The organism is Virgibacillus sediminis (assembly GCF_042643265.1).
GTDB classification, from domain to species: Bacteria; Bacillota; Bacilli; order Bacillales; family Amphibacillaceae; genus Virgibacillus_O; species Virgibacillus_O sediminis.
The window spans coordinates 33838-57088 of the sequence record NZ_JBHRRZ010000009.1 but is presented as its reverse complement, the minus strand read 5'-3'; the positions used below and the strand labels follow the sequence as shown (position 1 = coordinate 57088).

Below are 23251 nucleotides of genomic sequence, written 5' to 3'. Positions count from 1 at the left end.
TCTAATTAAAGTTTGCGATAATTACTGTTAGTTACTTTGTTTACATAAGAGTTCCTTGTGTCAAATACCATTTTTGACTTTTCGAGTATTTCCTCATAATCAAAGTCACTATGGTTTGTGGCGAGCAGTACCAAATCTGCATCCTCGAGCATTTCGGCGGATGCATGTTTTATAGGCTTGTCTACCCCATTTTTATATTTAAATTCCCTCACATATGGATCAACGACCGTACAAATGGCACCCTTTTCCTCCATTTTTTCCAATATTGGGAGCACAGGAGACTCTCTGTAATCATCGATATCCTTTTTATAAGCAACTCCTAGTACTAGAACGTGCGAATTCCTCAGTGACTTCCCGTCTTTGTTTAAAATTTCCGTAATCCGCGAGACTACATAATCAGGCATTTCATTATTGATTTCGCCGGCAGTTTCAATCAATTTTGTATGGTAATTATATTCACGTGCTTTCCAGGTCAAATACCATGGATCGATTGGGATACAGTGTCCACCCAGTCCAGGTCCGGGATAAAATGGCATGAACCCATATGGCTTCGTTGCAGCTGCATCAATTACTTCCCATACATCTATGCCCATTTTGTTGCATAAAACAGCCATTTCATTTGCCAAACCAATATTGATATTTCGGAATGTATTTTCTAGAATTTTTTCCATTTCTGCTACAGAAGGACTGGAGACTTCGTGGATGTCGCCTTCCAGTACATTTCTATACATGGTTGCCGCGACTTTCGTACAGTTTTCAGTCACTCCTCCGACTACCTTTGGCGTATTTTTCGTTTTAAATTGCTTGTTTCCCGGATCAACACGTTCCGGTGAATAGGCTAGGAAAAATTCCTCGCCGCAGGTCAGTCCGCTTTTCTCCAGTATAGGCTTCAGTAATTCCTCTGTAGTGCCTGGATAGGTTGTACTTTCTAGAACAATAAGCATTCCTTCATGCAAATAGGTGGAAATATCAGCTGCAGAGCTTTCCACATATTTGGTATTTGGCTGTTTATAAATGTCAAGCGGTGTCGGTACACAAATGGCTACTGCATCCACATCTTTGATAAATGAATAATCAGTCGTTGCCTTTAATTTATTATTTTCTACAATACCCTTTAATTCCTCATCTACTATGTCACCAATATAGTTAATACCCTGGTTTACTTCCTCAACTTTACTCTGCTGGACATCAAACCCGATTACATTGTATCCAGCTTTCGCTTTTTCGACTGCAAGTGGTAGTCCAACATAACCCAAACCTACCACCCCAATCACCGCTGTTTTGGTGTTCAGCTTTTCAATCAATTCTTCAGAAAGTGCACTGCTAGTTTCTTTAACTGTTAACATATGCTTTCTCCTTTACTAATTGGATTGGTTGATTTTGTCTCGCAGACTCATAGAAAGTCAATACAAGTTCCAGGGCCCTTCTTCCGTCTTCGCCGGTTATGGAAGGTGTTCGGTTTTCCTCAATTGCCTCTGCCATGTCTTCAATAATCCACTGGTGTCCAGGTGTTCCCCATGGGTCGTTCTTAACCTTCTTCTTCAGTTCCTCCAATTCTGTATCCGATTTACCTTCTATAACAAGATGCTCGAAAAACAGAGCATTCTTGCCACTAATTTTTACGGTTCCATGTTCTCCAAAAATGGTAATTGATTCTTCATAGTTTTCCGGGTAAACAGTTGTAGAAGCTTCGACGGTTCCAAGGGCTCCCGACTCAAACCTGATAATTCCTGTAGAAACATCTTCTGCTTCTATTTGCCGAAGCCGTGTAGCCTCCATACTAAATACTTCCTCTGGCTTGCCCATAAACCACAATAATAAATCAAGGTTATGTATCGCCTGATTCATCAACACCCCACCATCATGTTCCTTCGTCCCACGCCAGGGTGACTGATCATAGTATTCCTGATTACGATTCCAGTTCACCGTCGCATTTGCGTGGCTAATTTTCCCCAGTAAGTTCTGGTCCATGATTTTACGAAGCTCCTTAACAACAGGCCGAAAACGGTTCGGATGGACGACGGTTAATTTAACATTATTTTTTTCACAGGCTTCAATAATGCGATCAGTTTCCTCCAAGGTCATCGCAATTGGTTTTTCCAACACAATATGTTTCTTTGCTTCAGCTACCTGAACTGCAATAGGTGCATGGAGTCCACTTGGTGTGCAAATACATACCACATCAACATTTTCTCCCTCCAGCATTTCAGTAAGTTCCCGATAAGGAGTCGCTCCATATTCTTCTACATAAAGTTTCATAGCATCGGGAAATTTGTCGCAGACAGCTACTAATTGAGCTCCTTCAGCTTCTTTAATTGCTTTTGCATGTTTTTTGGCTATAAAGCCACAACCTACTATCGCAAAGTTCACTTCTCAACATCTTCCTTTTTTATAGATTTATTTGTATAATTGTTAAAACTCGACGGTTATTTCGCAGCCAATAAGGTTTTTTCCTTATAAACAATTTTCATCAGCTCTTCTTTCAAACACTCGGGACTGTACCCTTCAAATTGATCAATTAAATTAAGAATCAATCCCGCTTCAACTTCAATTTTCTTTCCTACATAAATCTTTTCATAAACCTGATCGGGGTAAACTTCATCTTCACCAAGAAGTTCCTCATACATCTTCTCGCCAGGTCTAATACCCGAGAACTCAATTGGGATTTCGTCTTCTGTATAGCCTGATAGCTTAATAAGATTACGGGCCAGATTGACAATTTTAACCGGTTCTCCCATATCGAGAACAAATATCTCTCCACCCCTAGCCAAGGTACCAGCCTGAATAACAAGCCGGGATGCTTCGGGAATGGTCATAAAATAACGCGTCATATCCGGATGTGTTACTGTAACCGGGCCTCCCTGTTCAATCTGCTTTTTGAACAATGGAATAACACTGCCACGGCTTCCAAGTACATTTCCAAATCGTACGGCAACAAAGTCTGTAGTTCTGCTTCGCTGTGCTAGTTCCTGAACAACCATTTCGGCAACACGTTTTGTTGCCCCCATTACATTCGTTGGGTTTACCGCCTTATCAGTTGATACCATGACAAATTTATTAACTCTGTATGCATCTGCTGCTTCAGCGACATTTTTCGTACCGATGATATTGTTCTTCACTGCTTCATGCGGGTTATCTTCCATTAATGGTACATGCTTGTGTGCTGCTGCATGGTAGATAATTTCCGGTTGATGCTTTTCCACTATGTCAAATATTCTTCCACGATCCTGCACATCTGCAATGATTGGAACTATTTCAATATCCCTGTTACCGAATTTTTGTCTGAGTTCGATATCGATTGTATAAATACTGAACTCACCATGTCCCACTAAGATGATTTTGCCCGGTGTAAATGACATAATCTGACGGCAGATTTCGGAACCAATTGATCCTCCAGCACCAGTCACCATTACCGTTTTGCCAGTAACATATTCCGATATCTTATTAATATCGAGTTTGACAGGTTCACGTCCGAGCAGATCCTCCACCTCTACATTTTTAAGATGACTGACAGATAATTTACCGGTCATCAGATCCTCTATTTTCGGTATCATTTGGACTTTTGCATTTGTTTTGTTACAGGTCACGATAATGTTATGCAGCTCTCCATTACCAAGAGAAGGAATCGCAATGACGATATGCTCAATATTCAACAGCTGAACCACTCTTGGAATGTCTTTGACTGCTCCTGCTACAGGCAGGTTGTATAGTTGCATTTTCTGTTTTGCGGCATCGTCATCCACAAAGGCAACAGGATTTAATTCCGCACGGTTGCATTCATTGATTAATTGACGTGCAATCATGGCTCCGGCAGATCCAGCTCCAACAATCAGGGTTCGCTTTTGATTTGTTGTGTTTTTTATGTATCGGTCCCTGTACACTCTCCAAATAAAGCGGGAACCACCGATTAAAATAATATGTAAAAGCCATGTTACGAAAAGGGCCCTAGTATAAAGTATGAAATCATTGATAAGGAATTGGACAATCCCGGCTGATACTATGGAAAATGTTACAGCATTTACAATTGCCACCAATTCCCCTACGCTTGCATACGCCCAAACTTTATGGTAGAGCTTGTACTTAAACGCAAATAGTTGGTGGAAGATCAAAAGGGCTATTGAGCTAATGATCAGGGCATCCCAATGTAATACATCCATGTAGGGGTAGACAATCCATGATGCAATAAATATTGCCGTACTGACGATTAATGAGTCGAGTAAGACTAATGATGTCAGTCTTTTTCGGTAGGCCAATTAATGAACTCCTTTCGACTTAGATTCATTGATTGTAAAATCCACTCGGGTTGTGTGATCCAGATGATTAAACTTATTCTTTTACCTCCCCCCAACCTAAATTCTTTTTTATTCAACTATTTAGTTGTTACATGCTCTGTTGCAAAACCAAGTATACAAACATATTTGTCGTCCTTTAACCTTTTTTCAATAAAATGGGAAATATATCCTTTTTAGTCAATGTAATATACAGGCCAATGTATTCAGTTTTTTTATTCGCACTACTAAGTGCCTAGTTCTACAAAAATCTACTTAATAATTAGAATCATTACATTAACCGCCATAAATCGGCATTATTCTTGGGTTATATGGTAGATTCCAGGACTAAGACCTAATTACTATTGATTCACCAATTTATGAAAGTTTAAATTCAATGATCTTTAGGCATTTAGATTGTTACTAGCCAAATAGGATTAAGAAATAACACAAAATGTTACAGTTTCTAGGTAAAATTAATCGCATTTTTTTACGACCTTAATGGAGTTTTAACAAACGTAATAGTGTAGGTTGGCCATTCGGAAGGGTAAAAACAGTATAAAACTCTTTTCAATTTGAGGAACATGTTGATGATATTCGGTGCCTTTTCTAGCAAAAAAACTATAAAGATTCCACGATTGGCAATGAACCTTTATAGTCTTCTTCCTAATCTATCCTTGAAGATTCCTGGGGAAATTTGTTTAGAATGATTTTCCCAATTCTAATTTTGTTCTGGTTACAGAAAAAGACTTTGAATCTCCACAGCGAGTGATTCAAAGTCTTTTTATAGGTTTATTCAATTTTCGAAGCCAGTAATGATAATAACTTTTTAAATCCATTATAATAGGAATCTGGATCAGTGACATATGGATTACGTTCTCTCGTTGTGTTTGGACCAACATATAAATTTATAGTCTCTTCAGACAAGGGAAACTGCTCTGCTAAATTGGCATAAACGCTATTGATTCTATCAGAACCTAGAAATGTCCACCATCCTATCGTAAATGTCCCTGTTAATTCAAAAGGCCCATAGCCACTACCACTGGCGGTGTCGTATTTCCAGCGAAACATTCCGTTATGGCCGTTCATATAGTTTGTAAGCCTATAATAAGGTTTTTCTTTTTCTGGCGGTAACAGAACATTATCAAATAATTGCTTTTCTAACCCAGCTAATGCTTTTTCGAAAAATAACTTCTCTTCTGATTGACTTGGGTATGAATCAATAAAACTCCTAAACCATAGGGGGAAACGATGTGCGTGGGATGAATCTTGAACAATATCTTCTACCTTTTTTTCTTTATTACCAATACGATCTTCTTCTAGGTAACCAGCGTAAGTATAGTCCGGATGATCAGTCCATACACCTACCTGGAACAGCCATCTTCCCTCAGGGTCAAATCGACTCTCCCTTTCAAAAACCTTATATGTTAACTCGGAGATTTCTTCAAGAACAGGTTCGTTGTTAAAGTACTGACGTAAGTCTGCTGCAATTGCCATGGTATATAGTTCTTCGTCAATGATAGCCCGGTAATAACTTGGGTTGGTATCAGTTCTATCCAATTTCCACAACAGCCGCTCCTTCATTCCTCCCTGAAAAGGATTTCTTCCCCATTGCCAAGCAGGTATTTCCCATAACTGTTTGATTTCCGACAATAAGAAGTTGGCCAGATAATCCACATTCTCTTCATTGATCACTTGATGATTGCTCGATTCAGCCAAAACGATATACCTGCTTAGTAGATAATAATATTGTAAAGTTGATAATCGGTTACTATCCTCTTTTATATTGAGTGTCTCTATTCCATCATTTATAAAATCTGTAAAATGATTTTCAAAGTCTTTAATTAACTTTGTATCCTCTTCCAGGTATGCAAAATGCAAAGGGACCATTAAATAATGCCCTGCATCATATCTATCCCTTTCCAGCCATAAATCGTCCTTTAAATACTCTTTCACTGTAGCATTCCATAAAACATCGACATGGTTACTCTTTAATTGGGTTTGTTTTCCACTTTTTGGTTCGACGCTGCTATGCTCTTCATTTACACAACTAACCAAAACCAGTATAAAAATAAGCAAGCCCCAAAGACGTTTCATCCTCTACCTCCTATTCCATATGAATTATATATTCTAAGTTGCCTTTATTTCACTTATAGAAAAAGGACTATACATAATTAACGTATAGACCTATCTCAAAACAGACCAAGGAACTTCTTCTTTTTGATTGCGACAGGCTCTAATCGATTGACATTCATATTATCAATCAGCAGCTGGCTATTTTCGGTAAACATATAATAACAGTCATTTCCATATTTGTCTGCAACATGCCGGAATGCTTCATCCATACAGAAGCCTCGAGTTGTTGTATTATGTGCATCTGATGCAATAAAATGAGTAAGATTTGCTTCGATTAACTGATTGGTGAATTTTTGAATTTTTTGGCCAAAATTTCCGATTACACTTGCGGCAGTGATCTGGGTCAAAGCGCCTTTTTTTACAAAGTCATAAAGCTTGCTGGGATTCTCAAACAGCTCTCGGTTTCTTTCAGGGTGTACGATAATAGGTGTGAAGCCTGCCACCTGAATATCAAACAGCATTTGTGCGGAATATCTTGGAACCTGTCCAGATGGAAATTCTACAAACAGATATTTGGAATTGTTTAAGGGCAGAAGATTTTCCTGTTCAATGTCTTCAAGCATATCGCCATTGATACGGCTTTCCTGGCCAGGCAGAACATCCAAAGGAATATTTTCCTTTCTAAGTTTTTCATTTAGTATCGAAACATGTTTCAAAATCGATTGTCTGTCATTTTCATATTGGCCATTTTTATGATGAGGAGTCGCAATAATAGTTGTTACTCCTTGAGCTACTGCAGCTCTAGCCATATCCAAGCAATCTTCTTCGGTTTTTGCACCATCATCTACACCAGGTAATATGTGTGAATGTATATCTATCAATCGAAGCACTTCCTCTCGTTAAATAATATGAATTTAATTGAAAGGTTAAAGTAAATATATATATAAAATTATACGCCTTACGACACCCAACTTACAATAATTTCCTCGTTTGCCTAAGACTCTAAGAGAACCCCTTATTTACCCTAATACAGAAGGTCATATATATAATAAGTTTTTAGCAAATATACCAAAATAACTCTCTATCCTCTTAGCGGATAGAGAGTTAAAACTAGTTACCATAGTAATAATAATAGTTAGCTTCTTTTTTACCACGGTCATTAAGCACCGTACCTAAAATTTTTGCCTGAACAGATTGCAATGCTTCGATGGCTTTCTGTGCTGCTTCGAATTCTGTACTTTTACTGCGGACTACCAGAATTGATCCATCGACAAAGTTAGAAATAATTTGTGCATCTGTGACCGCAAGGACCGGTGGTGTATCGAAAATGATAACATCATAGGACTCGCGTGCATCCGCAATCATTTGCTGCATTCGCTTGGAACTGAGTAATTCTGAAGGATTTGGTGGTATCGGTCCACTGGATATCAGATCCAGATTCTCTATATCACTTGCTGCTACCGCTTCTTTTAAGGATACATCTCCTACTAAGATATTACTTAACCCTTTTAAGTTATCCAACCGGAACGTATAGTGGATGGTCGGCTTGCGCAAATCGGCATCAATTAAGAGAACTCGTTTCCCCTGCTGTGCGTATACCACCGAAAGATTTGCAGTTGTCAATGATTTCCCTTCAGTTGGACCTGCTGAAGTAAGAAGCATGGTATGCAATTCTTCATCAACCGATGCAAATTGAAGGTTCGTTCTGATTGTGCGGTATTGCTCCGAAATCGGTGAGCGTGGGCTTAACTTAGTGATCAAATGACGCATTTTATTATTCGTTTTAAATTGTTTTTTGCGTGCCATTTACTTCACTCCTTACTGTACTAGATGTACTTGCATGGACTTTACTTTCCACATGCATATCTTTGTCATCAATATGCGAGATGACGCCAAGTACAGGAATTTGTAATTGTTTCTCAATATCCTGTTCAGTTTTGATCGTGTTATCCAGGTATTCAAGCAGGAAGGCTAATGCGACACCAATCATTGCACCTAATATTAACCCAATTGCAATGTTCATAATAGGATTCGGTGCTATTGGTGCTGGATTCTCTGCCAATTGTGCTTCTGAAAGAATGGAAACATTATCGACATTCATAATGTCGGGAATTTCATTTTGGAATACTTCTACAGTGGTATTTGCAATTTCAGTTGCAAGAGCAGGATCTGGGTCTGTTGCTGTTACCGTGACAACCTGAGAATTTTCCGAACTGGCAACCTGAATTTTCTCAGATAATTGACCACTGGACATATTTAGATTTAATTTTTCAACTACGGTATCGAGGATTCTTGGACTTTTAATTATTACATTATATGTATTAATAAGCTCAACATTTGTACGAAGTTCCGTCTGCGTGAATTGTGCTGCTTGATCAGAATTGCTCTGGTTCACAATAAATTGTGAGCTGTTTTCATAAGTGGGTGTCAGTACAAAATAACTGATGAGGGCTGCTGCGAGTGATGCTCCCAACATTAAAACCATAATGAGTAACAGGCGCTTCTTGATAACTTGAAGTATCTCTTTGAGCGAAATTGTTTCTTCCATTTCTGTACCTCCATTGTTTCGCTTCACCCTATGTTTGGTGGAGCGTTTTTAAAGATTTAATGCTGTCTCTTATGTCACATTTTCTAAGACTCTTATACTCTTCGACAATATAAATGGAATTGTAACATATTTCAAGCGATTTTCTTAAAAATTTTTAGTGTCGTAGGTTTGAGAAGCTCTTCATCCCTAGAGATACAGGGAATAACGAGGTTTGTTAACTATTTTTTACATTACAACTAGGTTGAAAATGGTTTGAAAAAAATATAAATGAAAATTCCAGAGAGAGATCACTAACTGTCTACTACGCTTAAATTAGTTTTTTTAGTTAAAAAGTGGACTGAGAATCTGTTGCTGACATAACGGTTTAATCAACTAATAGAGGCTCTCTTTTTTCCGGTTCTTATTTAGAGTCTCGCTTAAAAATAAATTTAAATGAAAGGATTGTATTAAATTCTAGTGATATAGTCCGATAATATAGTAGAATTTACTCAATTCAATTATTATGTTAATTAATTAGTATAGTCGATATTTCACACCTTATAAGTGATTCTAATTTCCTGTGTCTTTTTATCCAAATTTATCTTACATGCATCTCTAAACAACTGACTAATCAATTTTTCCCCCTTTGGAATGGTATACACGAACAGAAGAGTGTTCCCCAATTTTTTAATTGTAGCCAACTATACATAATGAGAACTTAAAATATTCCCGAACAGGTTGAGTCCTAATAGGAATGGATTCCTATTTATCAATAATAAGAATGTTGGGTGATATCTTCCTTTTTATTTTAAAGGCATAATAAGCTATGTACTCATCCAAAGGATATATTAGAGCCATTTAACGGAAAACGAGACTTTTTTTATTTTTCTAATGGTACAAATGTCTTGCTTCTTAACAACTAATTACTACTGATAAAACTATTAAAAATTGGTAAAGGAGAACAATAAATGAAATTTTCACAAGTAATTATTCCTATGGCAGCTATTATATTTCTTGGATGTTGGATAACAAAAGCAGAAGTTAGTGCAGGAGTAATAGATAACAACAAAAGCGGGAATCTAAGCACATTAACTAGTGATACACACCTAGCACAGAGTAAGGACTGGTTTGAGGATACGGATGACGATGGCCTTTACAACTTGGCTGAAGTGAAGGTCGGATTAGATCCTACAGCATTAGATATGAGTGAATTAGAGGTTATAACTGTCTCCAAGAGCCCGAAAAATGGTACAGATGAAACAAACAGATTGCAAGATGCATTAGATCAGGGAAGTGGGAAAATTGTCGTATTGCCCCAAGACAGTGAATTTAAAGTAAATGGCTTAAAAGTACATGATAATACCACTCTTATCGCCTATGGTTCTAAAATTTACAATGATACCGAGCATAGGACGTTATTAAATATCGGTAATGGAGTAAAAATCTACGGCTTGGAATTACAGGGAGCAGGAAATATAGAGGTAAATAGGCAAGGAGTCGGAATAAACATTCAGGGAACTAATGCAGCAGATTATAAAAAAAATATTATCATAGAGGACAGCTTTATCCATGACATTGGGTTTTATGGCATCATGGCACAATTTACTGAAAATGTTGCTGTTACAAACACAAGGTTTCAAGATATTGGGTATGCGGGAGTCGGCGGACTGTCTGTAAATAACTTTCATATAGACAAGAGCCATATAAAAGGCATTTATCCAGGGGAAAACAATAATGCTTATGGTGTATTCTTTTCAAGGAAAGGTAGTACAAGCAGTTTGGAAGACTATCCACGAAGCAAACACAGTTCGGTGACAAATAGTGTAATAGAAGACGTTCCATGGGAAGGATTAGACACGCATGGCGGAGAAAATATTACGTTTAACAACAATACCATCCGCAATACAGTAGTCGGGATAGCATTCGTCAATGCTACGGGTGATGGAAGAGTAGAACAATTTGAAGCACAACATTCACAAGCAAAGGGCAATCGAATTGAAGGAATCGGCAAGGGCTACGGAATTGTGATTTCCGGACTTCCTACCGCCTATTCCAGTGGTATTATAGAAGACAACTATTTAATCAATACGGGCCAGCAGGGAAACAATATATCTGGGGCCATCCAAGCCTCCTATACAAGCGGCTTAATTATAGATGGAAACACACTGATAAACAGCTTTGCTAATGGAATTAACCTCTACCATAATAATAAGGGTTTTTCGGTTACAAAGAATACCATTCAGGATGTACAAGATAGTATATATGCAATCCCTTCAGGAATTGCAGTTAGATCTTATTATAATGAAGGAACTATATCTGAAAATACTCTTATTAAAAAGGATACGTCATTGAACACTTATGTTTCTGCCCGAGGAATCCACATTTCCTCAAATGACAACGTGAAGGTGGTTATCGGTCCGAATAGCAATAATTTTACGATGCCTATAGCAGGTGATGAACGTACTTACGAAATAAAGAAAACAACGGGATTTAGCGACCTTGGAAATGCGCAATGGGCTGAAAACCAAATTAATTTTTTAAGCGAAAAAGGCATTGTTAATGGGTATACGAATGGGAAATTTGGTCCGTATGACAAAATTACAAGAGGACAGGCGACAATCATGCTTGTAAAAGCATTGTATCCAAATGAAAAGGTAAACAAAAGCGCAAACTTTTCTGATGTTCAATCAAGCGATTATTATTTCGACTCGGTTTCGATTGCTCAAGAAAAAGAGATAATCAGCGGACATGAAGACGGAACTTTTAGAGGATATAACTATATAACAAGGGCGCAAATAGCAGTCATAATAGATAAAGCTTTTAACGTACAAAAAGGCAGTTTACGGGTAAGTTTTAACGATGTAACGAATGGCCAGTGGCACACAGAGAGTATTAACAACTTAGCTTCCCAGCAGATATTAGCGGGCTATCAAGATGGCAGTTTCAAACCATATAATAATGTAACAAGGGCACAGTTTTCAGTTATTTTAGCCAATGCTCTTGGTTATTGAGCTACTGCTATCTCATTGTATTCGCAATCGAAAAAAATGCATGGAATGGCATTTAAAAGTGCATGCCACTTTCCATACCGAAATTCAGATATAAATCAACGATTTATATCTGAAACTATCTCCTGTATATAGAAATGTTGTACCAAACCGGTCATATTCTCCATTCAAACAAAGGTCTTCGGTAATTTCATGTTAGAATATTGCACGCCACTCCTATCCTCTTTTGTTTCCAGGTCAATTCAAGTGTAAAGGATATAGTAGTCTGTATGCTTTTTATGCTTAAGTTTATTAAAACCCCAACATATATTTTAGAGCCTATATTTTAGAGCTAAAGAAAAAGAACAGACCAGATCGCATATGATTTGGTCTGTTAATGTAGGTTCGATTTCATTTTCAACCGATTCTGAACCAATACACTACAGCAATGTATTTTTCAAGACGCGAGAACTACAAGTCAACCGATTCCTCTTTGCCGCCTAGTAGGCAGTGGGGCTGTTATGCGGCGTCTCTGACCTTCTCTCCAATGAAGCAGACAGCAGCGTATACCCGATCATCAAAATAAAGATAAGATCCAGCAGCCCGGTGTGGATGGATAAGGCGAAGATAGTAGTGATAAATGCGAATGCCACCGTCGAATATGCATCCTTCCTATCACTCCTCATTTGATTATAAAGCATCATCAGAACCAGCCCATACAAGAAAAAGCCTAGGATGACAGAAAGATAGCCGAACTCGATATAGAGCTGACCATAGAGGGTCGGCACTGTTGTGCGTTCTGGCCGGGTAATATACTTCCCCTTTTCTATACTTATAGTGTTGACCATCTCAGTCGTCAACATCCGGGGGGATGTCTGCTCGCCCGGCAATACTGTAACTAATATCCTCCGATGAAAATCTCCATACAGGAAGCCATGCTGGTCCGTGTATTCCATTAATTTGCTGAGCACAATGTGACTTGTCACGCTTTCACTGTTCAGCCTACGGATCAGATAAGGATATTCCTCCATTTTCTCCCGGTAATATTGATCCCTTTCTATCTGTTCCTCTTCCAGTACCGTATCAGGACCTTCCCTGCTGTTAAACTCATTGGAGCTGTCTTCGGTCACAAAACGGTACAGCCCGAACAAAATGAAAAAAAGCGCAAGTGCTGCCATAATGACCAGCAACCACTTCAATGGCAGTCGCTTTACCTTATAGTGATAAATGATTAAACCGGTAAAGGCAATGATGAGCATGGGGGTCCTGTACCCCAACACTAGGAAAAGAACCATCAAAAGGAACAGTAGGACGGCATAAAAAACAATTTGCTTTCTGCTTCCTGCCTTTCTCTTCAGGAACCAATCAGACAGGGTTATTAATACCGAAAACCAAAGAAGTGAACTAAGAAACTTTAATTTTGGATCCAGATTCCTCCTGATAGATTCATCGGCAATTCCGATTTGGCCATCTACAATCATCCACAAATAGGAAATAAAACCGATAATGCCAAGTATGTAAAGGAAATATTTAGTTTTGCCGCCCATCATGGAACCAAGGCCGAAGGAAGGAAGCTTCCAGTTGAACCTGTCTGCAACATACACGCCGATATAGTAACTAAGCACCCCAGTCACAATGACAGGAGCAATATTATACTGAAGATTAAAATACTCGAATCGATAAAAATCAAAAACGCTTGAGGCAAAGTAAATAGTTATAATTAGTGGAAGAAAAAAGTAAGGAGAGAAAACATCACATTCCTTCCAAATACTAGTTATATTTCTCATTCTTACATAACCCGCTTTCCCTGAACCTAGACGTACGAACGAGGTCGAATATGTATATTTTAACATTCAACCTATCTTTAGGAAAGCGACAATTGCAGCACATAGTTTCAAGAATCCTTGCTCCAAGAGAAAAGCCTCCACAATGTGGAGGCTTCCTACATTTATTTCCTTTTTGGCAGTTTACCGAAAATAAGACTGGCTCCCGGGACAAACCGGTGAAACGACAAGATGATCAGATAGCATAGGAGTACCGTCAGGGCATAACGGGCGGCCATCTCGACATGAAACCAATAGTTATTATGGACAGGTATCCACCGGGTGACTTCCTTCAACACGAACGGATGGATCAGATAGAACCCGAAGGAATAGACAGCTACATGCTTTACGGTCTTCCTGACTGCCGGCACCGCCTTTATGTGGAGGATCTCAGCCATGCGATACAGGAAATAGCACCCTGTGACAATGAACAAAACTTCATTTACCGTATAGTAAAAGGAATCAAGATGGAACGTACCGACTGTATATAAGTGATAGTTCAAATACACCAGCGACGTACCAGATACAAAGAATACTATCCCTGACATCAGCGTAGTAAAGTTGTTATGGATTTTTCCCTTCTGCTCCTCGTAATAAATGCCAATCCATCCCCCCAACAGGTACGGAGTCATTGAATTGAGGAACAGCCCGAATCCTACCAAATTAAATCGTGTGTTCAGATAGTTGTACAGTAGATGCACAACTATCCCGATTAGCCACATATACCGCCGGAACCATCGGAACTTTTTGGCCAGCAGGATCAGCAGCGGAAAAACCAGATAGAATTGGACAATTAGGAAAATGAAATGCAGCTGATAATAGGACTTTCCTTGGAGAATTCTTTCAGCCACGCCGATAACATCCAATTCTCTTCCTATAGTGTATGAGGCATAGAATTCGTAAAAAAGTGCCCAGATCAAATAAGGGACCAGTATATACACAACTCTTTTTTTATAATAATCACGGAACACGGCAGGTGACAGGTCTTTGCGGAAAAAGTTGTAGAAAAATACAAGTCCTGTCAACATGAGGAAAATCCCCGCTTCTATCCGTATAAACCGGTTCAGGAAGTGATATTTCTGGAAAGCATCACTGCCTTCCGGAAGGACTGTCTGATAGGTTCCTGTCACATGGACAAGCACTACCATCAGCATGGCGAATAATCGCAGATAGAATATAGAATCAATATGTTGTCGTTTCATTTTGTTCCCCTCATTTCAAGGCCGCCCATTCAGGATGAATCGGAGAGTAGAAAAAGCAGATGCGGCACTACATTTACGCATCTGCTTTTTCCACTTTACATCTCTTTCAGGTAATCACCATGGAGCCAAGCTTCCTTGCCATCAAAGATGACTTTGTAGTAACTATTTTCAATAATAAAATCACCATTGGCATCAAGTTCGGCTACCACCGTATCTCCATTCCAGACGGAGCCGACATTGTTGCTTTTATTGGTAGGTTCTTCTCTGACATAGAGTCTGTTTTCCACGTTAACCACTTCCAATAGATTGGCAGATGTTAGATAGGCGCCAGAAACCCAGCCTTGTCGGTTATCTGCTTTCACCTTGTACCAGCCGCCGTTTTCACCAATGACTTCCACTGTTTTTCCCTGTGGCAGGGTGGTAATGATACTATAGGCAGTCGATGGTGCACTTCTCATATTAAGGGTGGTAGTTGTCCGGAACAACAATCCCTGTTTCGAATAATCGATGGAATACTGGTCTTCTCCAGTTGGTTTCGGTGAATATTCTGGCTGATTCTGGAATACCGGTACATCAAATACCAACACATACGTATCTAGGAGATTATAGATGTTCTGTATCCTATACGTCTGATTCACTGCCCAGCTCACATGTGTAGCATATTGGTGAGTCCCTGGATTATCAGGGTTCCAACGCATCTTGTAAAGGGTATCCTGCCCTTGATTGATATAGTTATTCCCGATAAAGCGGGCCCCACCGATGATTGCATCTTCCGGTGTAAACCAGCCTTCATCATAGGCACGCTGGGAGCCGCAGGTCTGCGGACATTCGTCGTATGCTCCGATTCCGTACATGTTATACGTCTTCTTGCCGTTCACTGTAATACCGGACGCTAAAGCAGAAGTCCCGTTTCCTGTTTCATGCAGCGCATGGGCAATCAGGTAGACTTCATTGATATTGAACCGTTGTGCCGCTTCAATGAAGGCTTCGCCGGTTCCTTCCAATGTCCCTTTCCCTTTCAGGACCTTTTCATTCAATTCATCCGCATCCAGGCCAGCCGGCTCGGAAAGAAGCAAGAACTGCATGAATTCCGGGGAATCCACTTCGAAGTTATGAGAGTTGGCATAATAGGCAACCAGCTCCTTACTGGCTTCAAATCTTCCAGCCCCGTCAACTTTCGGGTTTACCCTGGACTGGATTTCAATCAATCTTTCAAAATCGATATCATATTGATTGGCTGTAATGACAGATGCATCCTCTTTGATAGTTTGATAGAGGAACGATGCGAACTGGCCCCGTGTCACAGATTCTTTAGGGCGGAAATCATCCAGCTGGTTGGTAATCCCGTGCTGTGCCAGTATTTTGACATTCTGTTTATGGGAGGTTCCGACGTTGGATAGGTTGACTCCCGGATCTGTCCCGTCATCCTCCAGTTTAAAAGCGTTGACGAGTGTTGTTGCCATCTGCTCCCTCGTAATCAGTTTTTCCGCATTGAACATGCGGTTGCTTCCTTTGAAAATATCAGGAGTCACTGCTGCAATCTGGCCGGAATAAAGGTAGTTCGGACTGATATCATCATAATGCTTCGCGAGGATTTCTTCCTCATTTACCGGAGCAACCAAGCCAAGCGCGTTGAATAGCAGTACAGCAGCATGGCTTCGCTGCAGTTTATCATTTACTCCAAATTCGCCGTTGGTATAGCCGGAAATAATATCGGCTTCCGCCAGCTCCATAATAGCAGTATAATGGGAGTTTCCTTCCTTCACGTCTGTGAAGCTGACGGAATATTGGGCGGCAGTGGTAAGCGGAATGGCGAAGATAACACTGATAAGTACTAAAAATACGGTGATCCTGTTAACAAAGATACCTTTTTTCACTTTTTGTCCTCCTAGTTGCTGATAATTATGGTTGACCCGATAGAAACCGGGAAAAGGAATTATCTTCCCGAAAGATAATTGTAGAGAAACACCGAGAAGTGTTCCCTGCTTATGTTCCTTGTTGGCTTGAACGTCCCGTCTTCATATCCCCGTGCAATACCGTTAGCAGCAATGGCCTGTACCACACCATAGGCATAATGCCCCTCAGGGACATCTCTGAAAGCTCCTTCATAGGTTCCTTCCAGCTCATAGGCAGCGGTCAATATCGCCGCCATCTGCCAACGGGTTAAGATCCCGCTGGGATTGAACGTCCCATCCTGCTTTCCGCGGATGATGCCGAGTTCGGCCGCTTTAGCTACAGCTTCATAGCCGTAAACTCCGGCAGGCATATCTTTAAAACCCGGATCTGGTGCCTTGGATGCCTCCAAATCCACTCCTTTTTCTTGCAGGATCATCTGTACAGCCTGAAGCCTTGTTACACCCTGTTTAGGTTTGAATGTCTTATCTGGAAAGCCATGGATGATCCCATGTTCCGCCAAATAATTGATTTCCTTCACATAGTGCGATACATCAGAAAATATCTCTTTTTCCACATCAATCAGCAGCTCGTATTTTTCCTCTGACCAATGATTATAGTAATCAAGAATACCAATGTAATAGTCTTTCGTCTGATCAGCGGTAAAGGTGATTTCTTCCCCTTCCCCCATCTCCTGTTTGTCCGCCATTTCAACAAGCCCTTCGTTATCGTACAGGCCAAGCACTAAGTCGAGATAGGACGGCGGATCGCTTAACAGGATGGAGACATGGGAGCCTTTCTCCACTTTGATATGGAACCAATCCGTATCCATCGGCCCATCCATTCGCTCATCAACCGCTTCTCCGGCCTGTACTTCCTGTGCCGCGCTTCTTTGATCCGGTGCCTCTTCCCTGTCCGGCAAATCAGTCGTAAGTGCTGCATAGGCATCTGCTCTGCCATACCCTTTATAAGGATCCCATTCGCCCGGCGTTTCACTTGCGGCACTTTTTTCCAGCGCCCATTGGATCTGGTTATTCGTCCACTCCGGCCTGGCAGACTTCAGGAGGGCTGCCAAGCCGCTGATCAATGGAGCTGAAAAGGAAGTCCCATTATCAATCGAATAACCATTTAAAAAGGTGCTGTAAATCTCCTCCCCCGGTGCAGTGAGGTCCAGGAAGTATCCATAATTCGAAAATGTCGATAAGTAACCTTCACGGTCTGTAGATCCTACACTTATGACCCCCGGATAGGAAGCGGGATAGGAGTGTTCATACGTATTGTCATTCCCGGCTGAGGCAACGAGAAGGATGCCAGATTCATAAGCATCCCGTATCGCTTCCTGCTCCATATGGCTTAACTGGTAGGAACCATAGCTCATATTGAGGATATCTGCATCCTGCTCCATAGCGTAATAGATGGCTGACACGGTATTGGATACAGTAGATTCACCACGGCTGTTGGCAATTTTTATCGGCAGGATTTTAGCATGATGGTCCAGGCCGGCTATCCCGTCTGGATTAGCGTTTGCGCCAATGATTCCGGCTACGAACGTTCCATGGCCATGATCATCATCTGGATTTTCGTCCTCATTAACAAAGTCATATCCGGGAAGCACTCTACCTTCCAAATCGGGGTGGTCGGCCTTCACCCCGCTGTCCAGCACAGCAATGACCACATCCTCCGAACCCCTGGTAATATCCCAGGCATCGGGTAGGTGGAGTTGATCCAAATACCATTGACTAGTATATTTCGCGTCCTCTGGCTGGAAGTAAGTTTCCCTGATGTAATCCGGCTCGGCGTTTTCTACTTGTTCATCCTCCCTGATTTCCATCAATTTCTCCTGAAAATCAGCAGCCTCCGGCACACGCACTATTTGATAAGGAAAATCTGCTGGCAGGGCGTCATAGATTTCTAGTACCCCGAGCCCTTCCGTAGAAAACGTACTTCCGTCTTTTTCTCTCACAATGATTCTCCGGTCATAAATTTCCGTTTCCCCTTCCATACCGTGTATCCAATGAGGAGAATCCTCCCCTGAAAGCCCCTGCTTCTCTGACAGGCCTGGAAGATCATCTCTTAGCGAGAACGTTTCATCCGATGCTTTCTCTGCTTCCCCAATAGCGGGTATGGTCAAGGACAATGTTAGAAATAGGACACAACCCGCTGAATAGATTTTCTTTTCTATGGTCTTCACCTACTTCCATTTTTTAAATCATGCCCTTACATATCCACCAAGGTTCTATAAATGAAGATGGCGAATTGAGACCTAGTTATGTCCTGATTCGGCCGAAATGGATCTGCTACCGTAATTCCATTGGTATAGATGGTGTTGACCGCTTCCGGATTCCAAATGACCTCCTGATCCTGAAAGGTATGCGGGACCGGCTCTTCATACTGCTCCGGAAAAGCTTCTACCATTACTTGGGCCATCTGTGACCGGGTAAAATTCTCCGTAGGCCGCAGCTTCCCGCCGCCGCCAAGCAGTCCGTGGTATTCTGTACGGCGGAGCTGCTCGTAATAAATACCTCCTGTCGTTACGTCATCTGCCTGAATCTCATAATCGGCAGGTGTCTCAAGGGACAGGATATTGTCTAGGATTACGGCCGCATGGTGCCGGGTCAACTGTTCATGGGAACCGAACCTTCCATCCGGGTAGCCCTGGAGATAATCATGCAGTGAAGAAAAAGCCAATGCAGCCGCCCGCTGGTCATCTACGGGGTCCTCATATATCAAGTCTTCCGTACCTTGATTGAGATAGGCAGAAGCCACATAACCTTGTACTTCGACTCCTTCTACTTTGTAATACACATAATCATTGAACGGGTTATCCGTTTCAAGTGTTTCGCCCGTTATAGTTAACGGAGTGTACGGCCAGATATCCGTCACCAGTCCCAGGGAGCTGTCACGCATATTAAGACTGCCGTCCCTCTCGTCTGTATAGACAATATCTCCCGTTACGTACATCTGCTGGGAAGGAGTAATGGTTTCCGTTTCATAATGTGCTTCCTCGGGGAAAAACATCACTTCATTCCCTTCCTCATAACGGATAGCGAACTCAGGGAATTTGAAATATCCTTCCAAACCGATCAAGGCAAAGTTCTCGATCCGTTCATAGACCTTTTCCGGATAGGTTTCTCCCGGATTGATCTCTGGATCGTTTGCAGCGGACAGACCGTTATAGGCCATTACTGCAAAATACCAATTCTCCAGAACCTCCCGTTCTCCTCCGTTCATGTCAGGAAGATAAGAAAGCTCCCATTTATTGTTGAGGACAGCAGCACCAATCTCAATATTATACTCGATGTCTGTCCGAAGCTTGTCCTCGTCCAATGGAATATCAACATTTTCCGGAGTCACCTGCATGACACCAATCCCTCCGTCAGGGGAAATGACTGGGCTGCCGTCCTCCTCAAATTGCCTATAACCATTTTCCACTGCAGCAACCGCCTTCAGTATTTCCGGGGGAATTCCTTGTTCCCTCGCTTCTTCGGCGATCATCTTCTTCACTTCCGGTATCGTCAGGTTGCCGTCTTCCTCGGCAGCTGTCGCCGGAAGGGCCACTCCTCCGCATACCAGTACCATTAGTAATAGCATCCAAACTTTCTTCATTGTAACCCTCCTAGTAAGCTAGCTATATTATACTAGCTTTTCTATGGGTTGATAAGGTTTTTTCCTAAAATTATCGGGCCTACCAGTTAGATCCAATAAAGAGATTAATAGAGAATCATGAACAAGGGCGAAAAGGCCTACTCTGGCTATTTCTGCAATCACTCGGGCCGGGCGGTCTCCCACTCGGGCCCCGCAAGCAATCTGTCAAACCTATGCAAAAGCGTCACTTGCTAATCCCGCGTCCATAGAAGCAGATCGCAGATGAGTACGGTGTCTCCCTCAGCTCTGTTCCACCAACTACCGGAAATTGTCAAACGTACTCAATGAATCGGAATCACTGTCAGAGCCAGGCAGTTGATCAACGGCATATATGCCTAAAAGCCTCCTTATCGATATGGGGGCTTTTTCATTGTTTAGGAAGCTAAGCTGGGGTCGCCCTAGTGCGAGCAGCCATGGCACGACTGGCTCTCACCCCGCCAACGGGTCACTTCTGCCTTTGTTGGAAGGAAAAGGTTTTCCCGGCGGCCGGTGAGGGTATGGAAAGAAGATGAGACATAACCAAAATACTGAAAAAGGGAGTGCGCCAACTTGCGTATACTTATGATTGCTTTTATTGCATTATTTACTTTTTTGACATCCGCATCCCCGATGCTGGCAAATGTTACGGCCACATTTGTAGATGTGGGAGAAGATAATTCCCACCATGAAGGGATCGAGGAGCTGGCAGAAATCGGTATCATCCAAGGGTACCCCCTACCTGACGGTAAATTTGAATTTAAGCCTTATGCCAAAATCAGCCGTACCCATGTAGCAGTCATGCTTTCAGAAGCATTGAATCTTCCGCCGCCGGATAATCTGGAAAAATCGCTGCAAAACTTTCAGGACATCGACACATATCACCCATATGCCGAACAAATCGGCAGCACCTATGAAGCAAACATATTCCAAGGAAACAATGGCATATTCAATGAAGGACCCATCACCCGGGAACAGATGGCAACCGTTCTGGTGAACGCCTATGAACTGGAGGATAATGGCAGCCAAGCACCAATCTATCTTGGCAATGTGTCTCCGTCCCACCAGTATAATGTGGCCATCCTCGCCCAATATGGTATCACCAATCAGTTGGATAATTTTCGCCCGGGAGAATATCTCACCAGAGGCCAGTTCGCAACGTTCCTGTATAAAACTATCAATACCGAGCGGGCAGCAGAGCCCCAGCCTCCTTATCCCGGGCTGCCAACTCCTCCTGATGGAGACATGGCAATGATGATGGAAATCACCGATCTGGTGAATGAGAAGAGGACTGAGGAAGGACTGGCCCCGCTTACACCAGATACAGACATGGATAACCTGGCATTGATCAAGGCCAAGGATATGGCGGACAATGACTACTTCGACCATGTCTCGCCGACTCTCGGCACCCCATTTGATCTATTGACAGCCGGAGGAATCGAGTACACTAGCGCCGGTGAGAATATTGCGGCAGGCAGAACCATCGCTGAAGAGGTGATGGAGCGCTGGATGAACAGTCCAGGCCACCGGCAGAACATCATGAATCCGGCCTACACCCATATCGGTGTCGGGGTTTATCACGGCGGCAACTATGGAAGTTATCAAGTCCAATTGTTTACTAAACAACGATAAACAAAAGGCTGACGGAAAACCCGTCAGCCTTTTGTTATGAAGTTTAAAATTGATCATCAGCTTTCGGTAATAATTACCATATAAAGCCTAATTGTTCAATTATTTCACGTATGGTATGATTACTACTTATTTAACCTTAAGAAAAGAAGGATATGAAAATGGTAAAAGAATGGAATTTACTGCGGGCAATTGCCTGCCTGACTATCGTTTTTCTGCATAGCACCACTCATATAAAATATATACTTGGCAGCGATATATTCCAGGATATCAGTCAGTATCGGGTGCTTCTCGTATATGCCACACCGGCTTTTGTCGTCTTATCAGAAATCATTCTGGCGAATAAGTATCATAACCGCATACCCGACGGCTTTTTCCGCAAACGGGCTAAATATATATTCGGCCCGTTTATTGTGTTTGCTATCATCGATGTACTGGTTCAGGCTTACAAACAAGGATGGGATTACGACATAGGTGGAAATGTATTGGACAACCTCCTTGGCAATTTCCAAGGATATTTTATTCTGATCATCTTTCAATTCTATGTTCTCCATTACCTGATTGTCCGGTTCCAATGGTCAGTTAAGAAACTACTGCCAATTAGTATCCTTGTCATGATGATTCACCTTTCCTTATTGAACAGCGGTATATCCTTCTTTGTGGAATACCACGCTGAATTGCGTCTTCCGTTTACCGCCTGGTTCGGCTATTTCACGACTGCTTTCCTGATCGGAAAACATTATGACCAAGTAAAAGAATTCTTGCGGGAGTACAAATGGCTCACCCTTGTCTTTGTTTTCTTTAGTGCCTATCTTATCGTGGCGTCCTATGAATCTGGGTATATCGTCCTTAGTTCCAGAAGAACTGACCTCCTTCCGTTCGTTATTTCCATTTGTTTGGCAGTGATAGCCTGGGGACAACTGTTTCCAAATCTGAAGATTGTCAATCTGATTAGCAATTATTCACTGGGAATTTATTTAATCCATTGGCAGGTACAGCAATTGATCTACCCATATATGACCGAAATCTTTCCTGGCATTACGACGGCTATTCTTGGTTTATTCTTCTTGTCATTTACTATTACCCTCGTTCTAATCAAATTGATTTCCCTGCTGCCCTTCGGTGAATATATCGTCGGCAAAACAAAAAGAAAATTTCCGGCGGCAACAAAAGAATTGAAAGCCAGCTAGGACTTCCTCGAAATCTATCATACTAAAAGCCCGTT

Annotated in this window: 15 protein-coding genes; 3 read left to right on the top strand and 12 right to left on the bottom strand. The window is 41.5% G+C overall.

The window, feature by feature from the left end; genetic code table 11:
- Positions 1-5: 5 nt before the first annotated feature.
- The 7 genes from ACFODW_RS05010 to ACFODW_RS04980 form a co-directional block, all read right to left on the bottom strand.
- A complete protein-coding gene (locus ACFODW_RS05010) occupies positions 6-1346 on the bottom strand; it encodes a nucleotide sugar dehydrogenase (RefSeq protein ID WP_390303896.1) in 1341 nt (446 codons plus the stop codon).
- On the bottom strand, positions 1333-2370 hold the full coding sequence (locus ACFODW_RS05005) for a Gfo/Idh/MocA family protein (RefSeq protein ID WP_390303894.1): 1038 nt from the start codon (positions 2368-2370) through the stop codon (positions 1333-1335). The genes ACFODW_RS05010 and ACFODW_RS05005 overlap by 14 nt, the downstream gene beginning before the upstream one ends.
- 56 nt (positions 2371-2426) lie before the next feature.
- Positions 2427-4253, bottom strand: a complete 1827-nt coding sequence (locus ACFODW_RS05000; RefSeq protein ID WP_390303892.1) for a polysaccharide biosynthesis protein — start codon at positions 4251-4253, stop codon at positions 2427-2429.
- An 807-nt stretch (positions 4254-5060) separates the two neighbouring features.
- Complete coding sequence (locus ACFODW_RS04995) at positions 5061-6365, bottom strand: hypothetical protein (RefSeq protein WP_390303890.1); 1305 nt, start codon at positions 6363-6365, stop codon at positions 5061-5063.
- Positions 6366-6460: 95 nt separating this feature from the next.
- The gene (locus ACFODW_RS04990; protein ID WP_390303888.1) at positions 6461-7225 is read right to left on the bottom strand and encodes a tyrosine-protein phosphatase; all 765 of its coding nucleotides are present in this window, start codon (positions 7223-7225) and stop codon (positions 6461-6463) included.
- A 229-nt stretch (positions 7226-7454) separates the two neighbouring features.
- A complete protein-coding gene (locus ACFODW_RS04985) occupies positions 7455-8150 on the bottom strand; it encodes a CpsD/CapB family tyrosine-protein kinase (protein ID WP_390303886.1) in 696 nt (231 codons plus the stop codon).
- Positions 8128-8892 carry a YveK family protein gene (locus tag ACFODW_RS04980; RefSeq protein ID WP_390303884.1) on the bottom strand — a complete coding sequence of 255 codons (765 nt, stop codon included), beginning with the start codon at positions 8890-8892 and terminating at the stop codon, positions 8128-8130. The genes ACFODW_RS04985 and ACFODW_RS04980 overlap by 23 nt, the downstream gene beginning before the upstream one ends.
- Before the next feature lie 947 nt (positions 8893-9839).
- Between ACFODW_RS04980 and ACFODW_RS04975 the strand changes: the two genes are divergently transcribed.
- Entirely contained in the window at positions 9840-11882 is a 2043-nt protein-coding gene (locus tag ACFODW_RS04975; RefSeq protein ID WP_390303882.1) for an S-layer homology domain-containing protein, read from the top strand.
- A 476-nt stretch (positions 11883-12358) separates the two neighbouring features.
- Here ACFODW_RS04975 and ACFODW_RS04970 read toward each other — a convergent pair whose 3' ends face one another.
- The 5 genes from ACFODW_RS04970 to ACFODW_RS04950 form a co-directional block, all read right to left on the bottom strand.
- A complete protein-coding gene (locus ACFODW_RS04970; protein WP_390303880.1) occupies positions 12359-13711 on the bottom strand; it encodes an oligosaccharide repeat unit polymerase in 1353 nt (450 codons plus the stop codon).
- A 95-nt stretch (positions 13712-13806) separates the two neighbouring features.
- Positions 13807-14883 carry an acyltransferase gene (locus ACFODW_RS04965; RefSeq protein ID WP_390303877.1) on the bottom strand — a complete coding sequence of 359 codons (1077 nt, stop codon included), beginning with the start codon at positions 14881-14883 and terminating at the stop codon, positions 13807-13809.
- Positions 14884-14978: 95 nt separating this feature from the next.
- Positions 14979-16760: an SH3 domain-containing protein gene (locus ACFODW_RS04960; protein ID WP_390303874.1), complete on the bottom strand. Its 1782-nt coding sequence runs from the start codon at positions 16758-16760 to the stop codon at positions 14979-14981.
- Positions 16761-16819: 59 nt separating this feature from the next.
- Positions 16820-18967, bottom strand: a complete 2148-nt coding sequence (locus tag ACFODW_RS04955) for a S8 family peptidase (protein ID WP_390303871.1) — start codon at positions 18965-18967, stop codon at positions 16820-16822.
- A gap of 26 nt (positions 18968-18993) precedes the next feature.
- A complete protein-coding gene (locus ACFODW_RS04950; RefSeq protein WP_390303868.1) occupies positions 18994-20382 on the bottom strand; it encodes an S-layer homology domain-containing protein in 1389 nt (462 codons plus the stop codon).
- 588 nt (positions 20383-20970) lie between these two features.
- Between ACFODW_RS04950 and ACFODW_RS04945 the strand changes: the two genes are divergently transcribed.
- Together ACFODW_RS04945 and ACFODW_RS04940 are read left to right on the top strand one after the other, a co-directional pair.
- Complete coding sequence (locus ACFODW_RS04945) at positions 20971-22029, top strand: CAP domain-containing protein (protein ID WP_390303865.1); 1059 nt, start codon at positions 20971-20973, stop codon at positions 22027-22029.
- Positions 22030-22187: 158 nt separating this feature from the next.
- Positions 22188-23216 carry an acyltransferase family protein gene (locus ACFODW_RS04940; RefSeq protein WP_390303862.1) on the top strand — a complete coding sequence of 343 codons (1029 nt, stop codon included), beginning with the start codon at positions 22188-22190 and terminating at the stop codon, positions 23214-23216.
- Positions 23217-23251 lie beyond the last annotated feature (35 nt).

Coding starts and splice junctions, on each gene's coding strand:
- ACFODW_RS04995 (WP_390303890.1), bottom strand. CDS start 6,365: ATGAAACGTCTTTGGGGCTTGCTTATTTTTATACTGGTTTTGGTTAGT.
- ACFODW_RS04965 (WP_390303877.1), bottom strand. CDS start 14,883: ATGAAACGACAACATATTGATTCTATATTCTATCTGCGATTATTCGCC.
- ACFODW_RS05010 (WP_390303896.1), bottom strand. CDS start 1,346: ATGTTAACAGTTAAAGAAACTAGCAGTGCACTTTCTGAAGAATTGATT.
- ACFODW_RS04950 (WP_390303868.1), bottom strand. CDS start 20,382: ATGAAGAAAGTTTGGATGCTATTACTAATGGTACTGGTATGCGGAGGA.
- ACFODW_RS04985 (WP_390303886.1), bottom strand. CDS start 8,150: ATGGCACGCAAAAAACAATTTAAAACGAATAATAAAATGCGTCATTTG.
- ACFODW_RS04940 (WP_390303862.1), top strand. CDS start 22,188: ATGGTAAAAGAATGGAATTTACTGCGGGCAATTGCCTGCCTGACTATC.
- ACFODW_RS04970 (WP_390303880.1), bottom strand. CDS start 13,711: ATGTTAAAATATACATATTCGACCTCGTTCGTACGTCTAGGTTCAGGG.
- ACFODW_RS04975 (WP_390303882.1), top strand. CDS start 9,840: ATGAAATTTTCACAAGTAATTATTCCTATGGCAGCTATTATATTTCTT.
- ACFODW_RS04980 (WP_390303884.1), bottom strand. CDS start 8,892: ATGGAAGAAACAATTTCGCTCAAAGAGATACTTCAAGTTATCAAGAAG.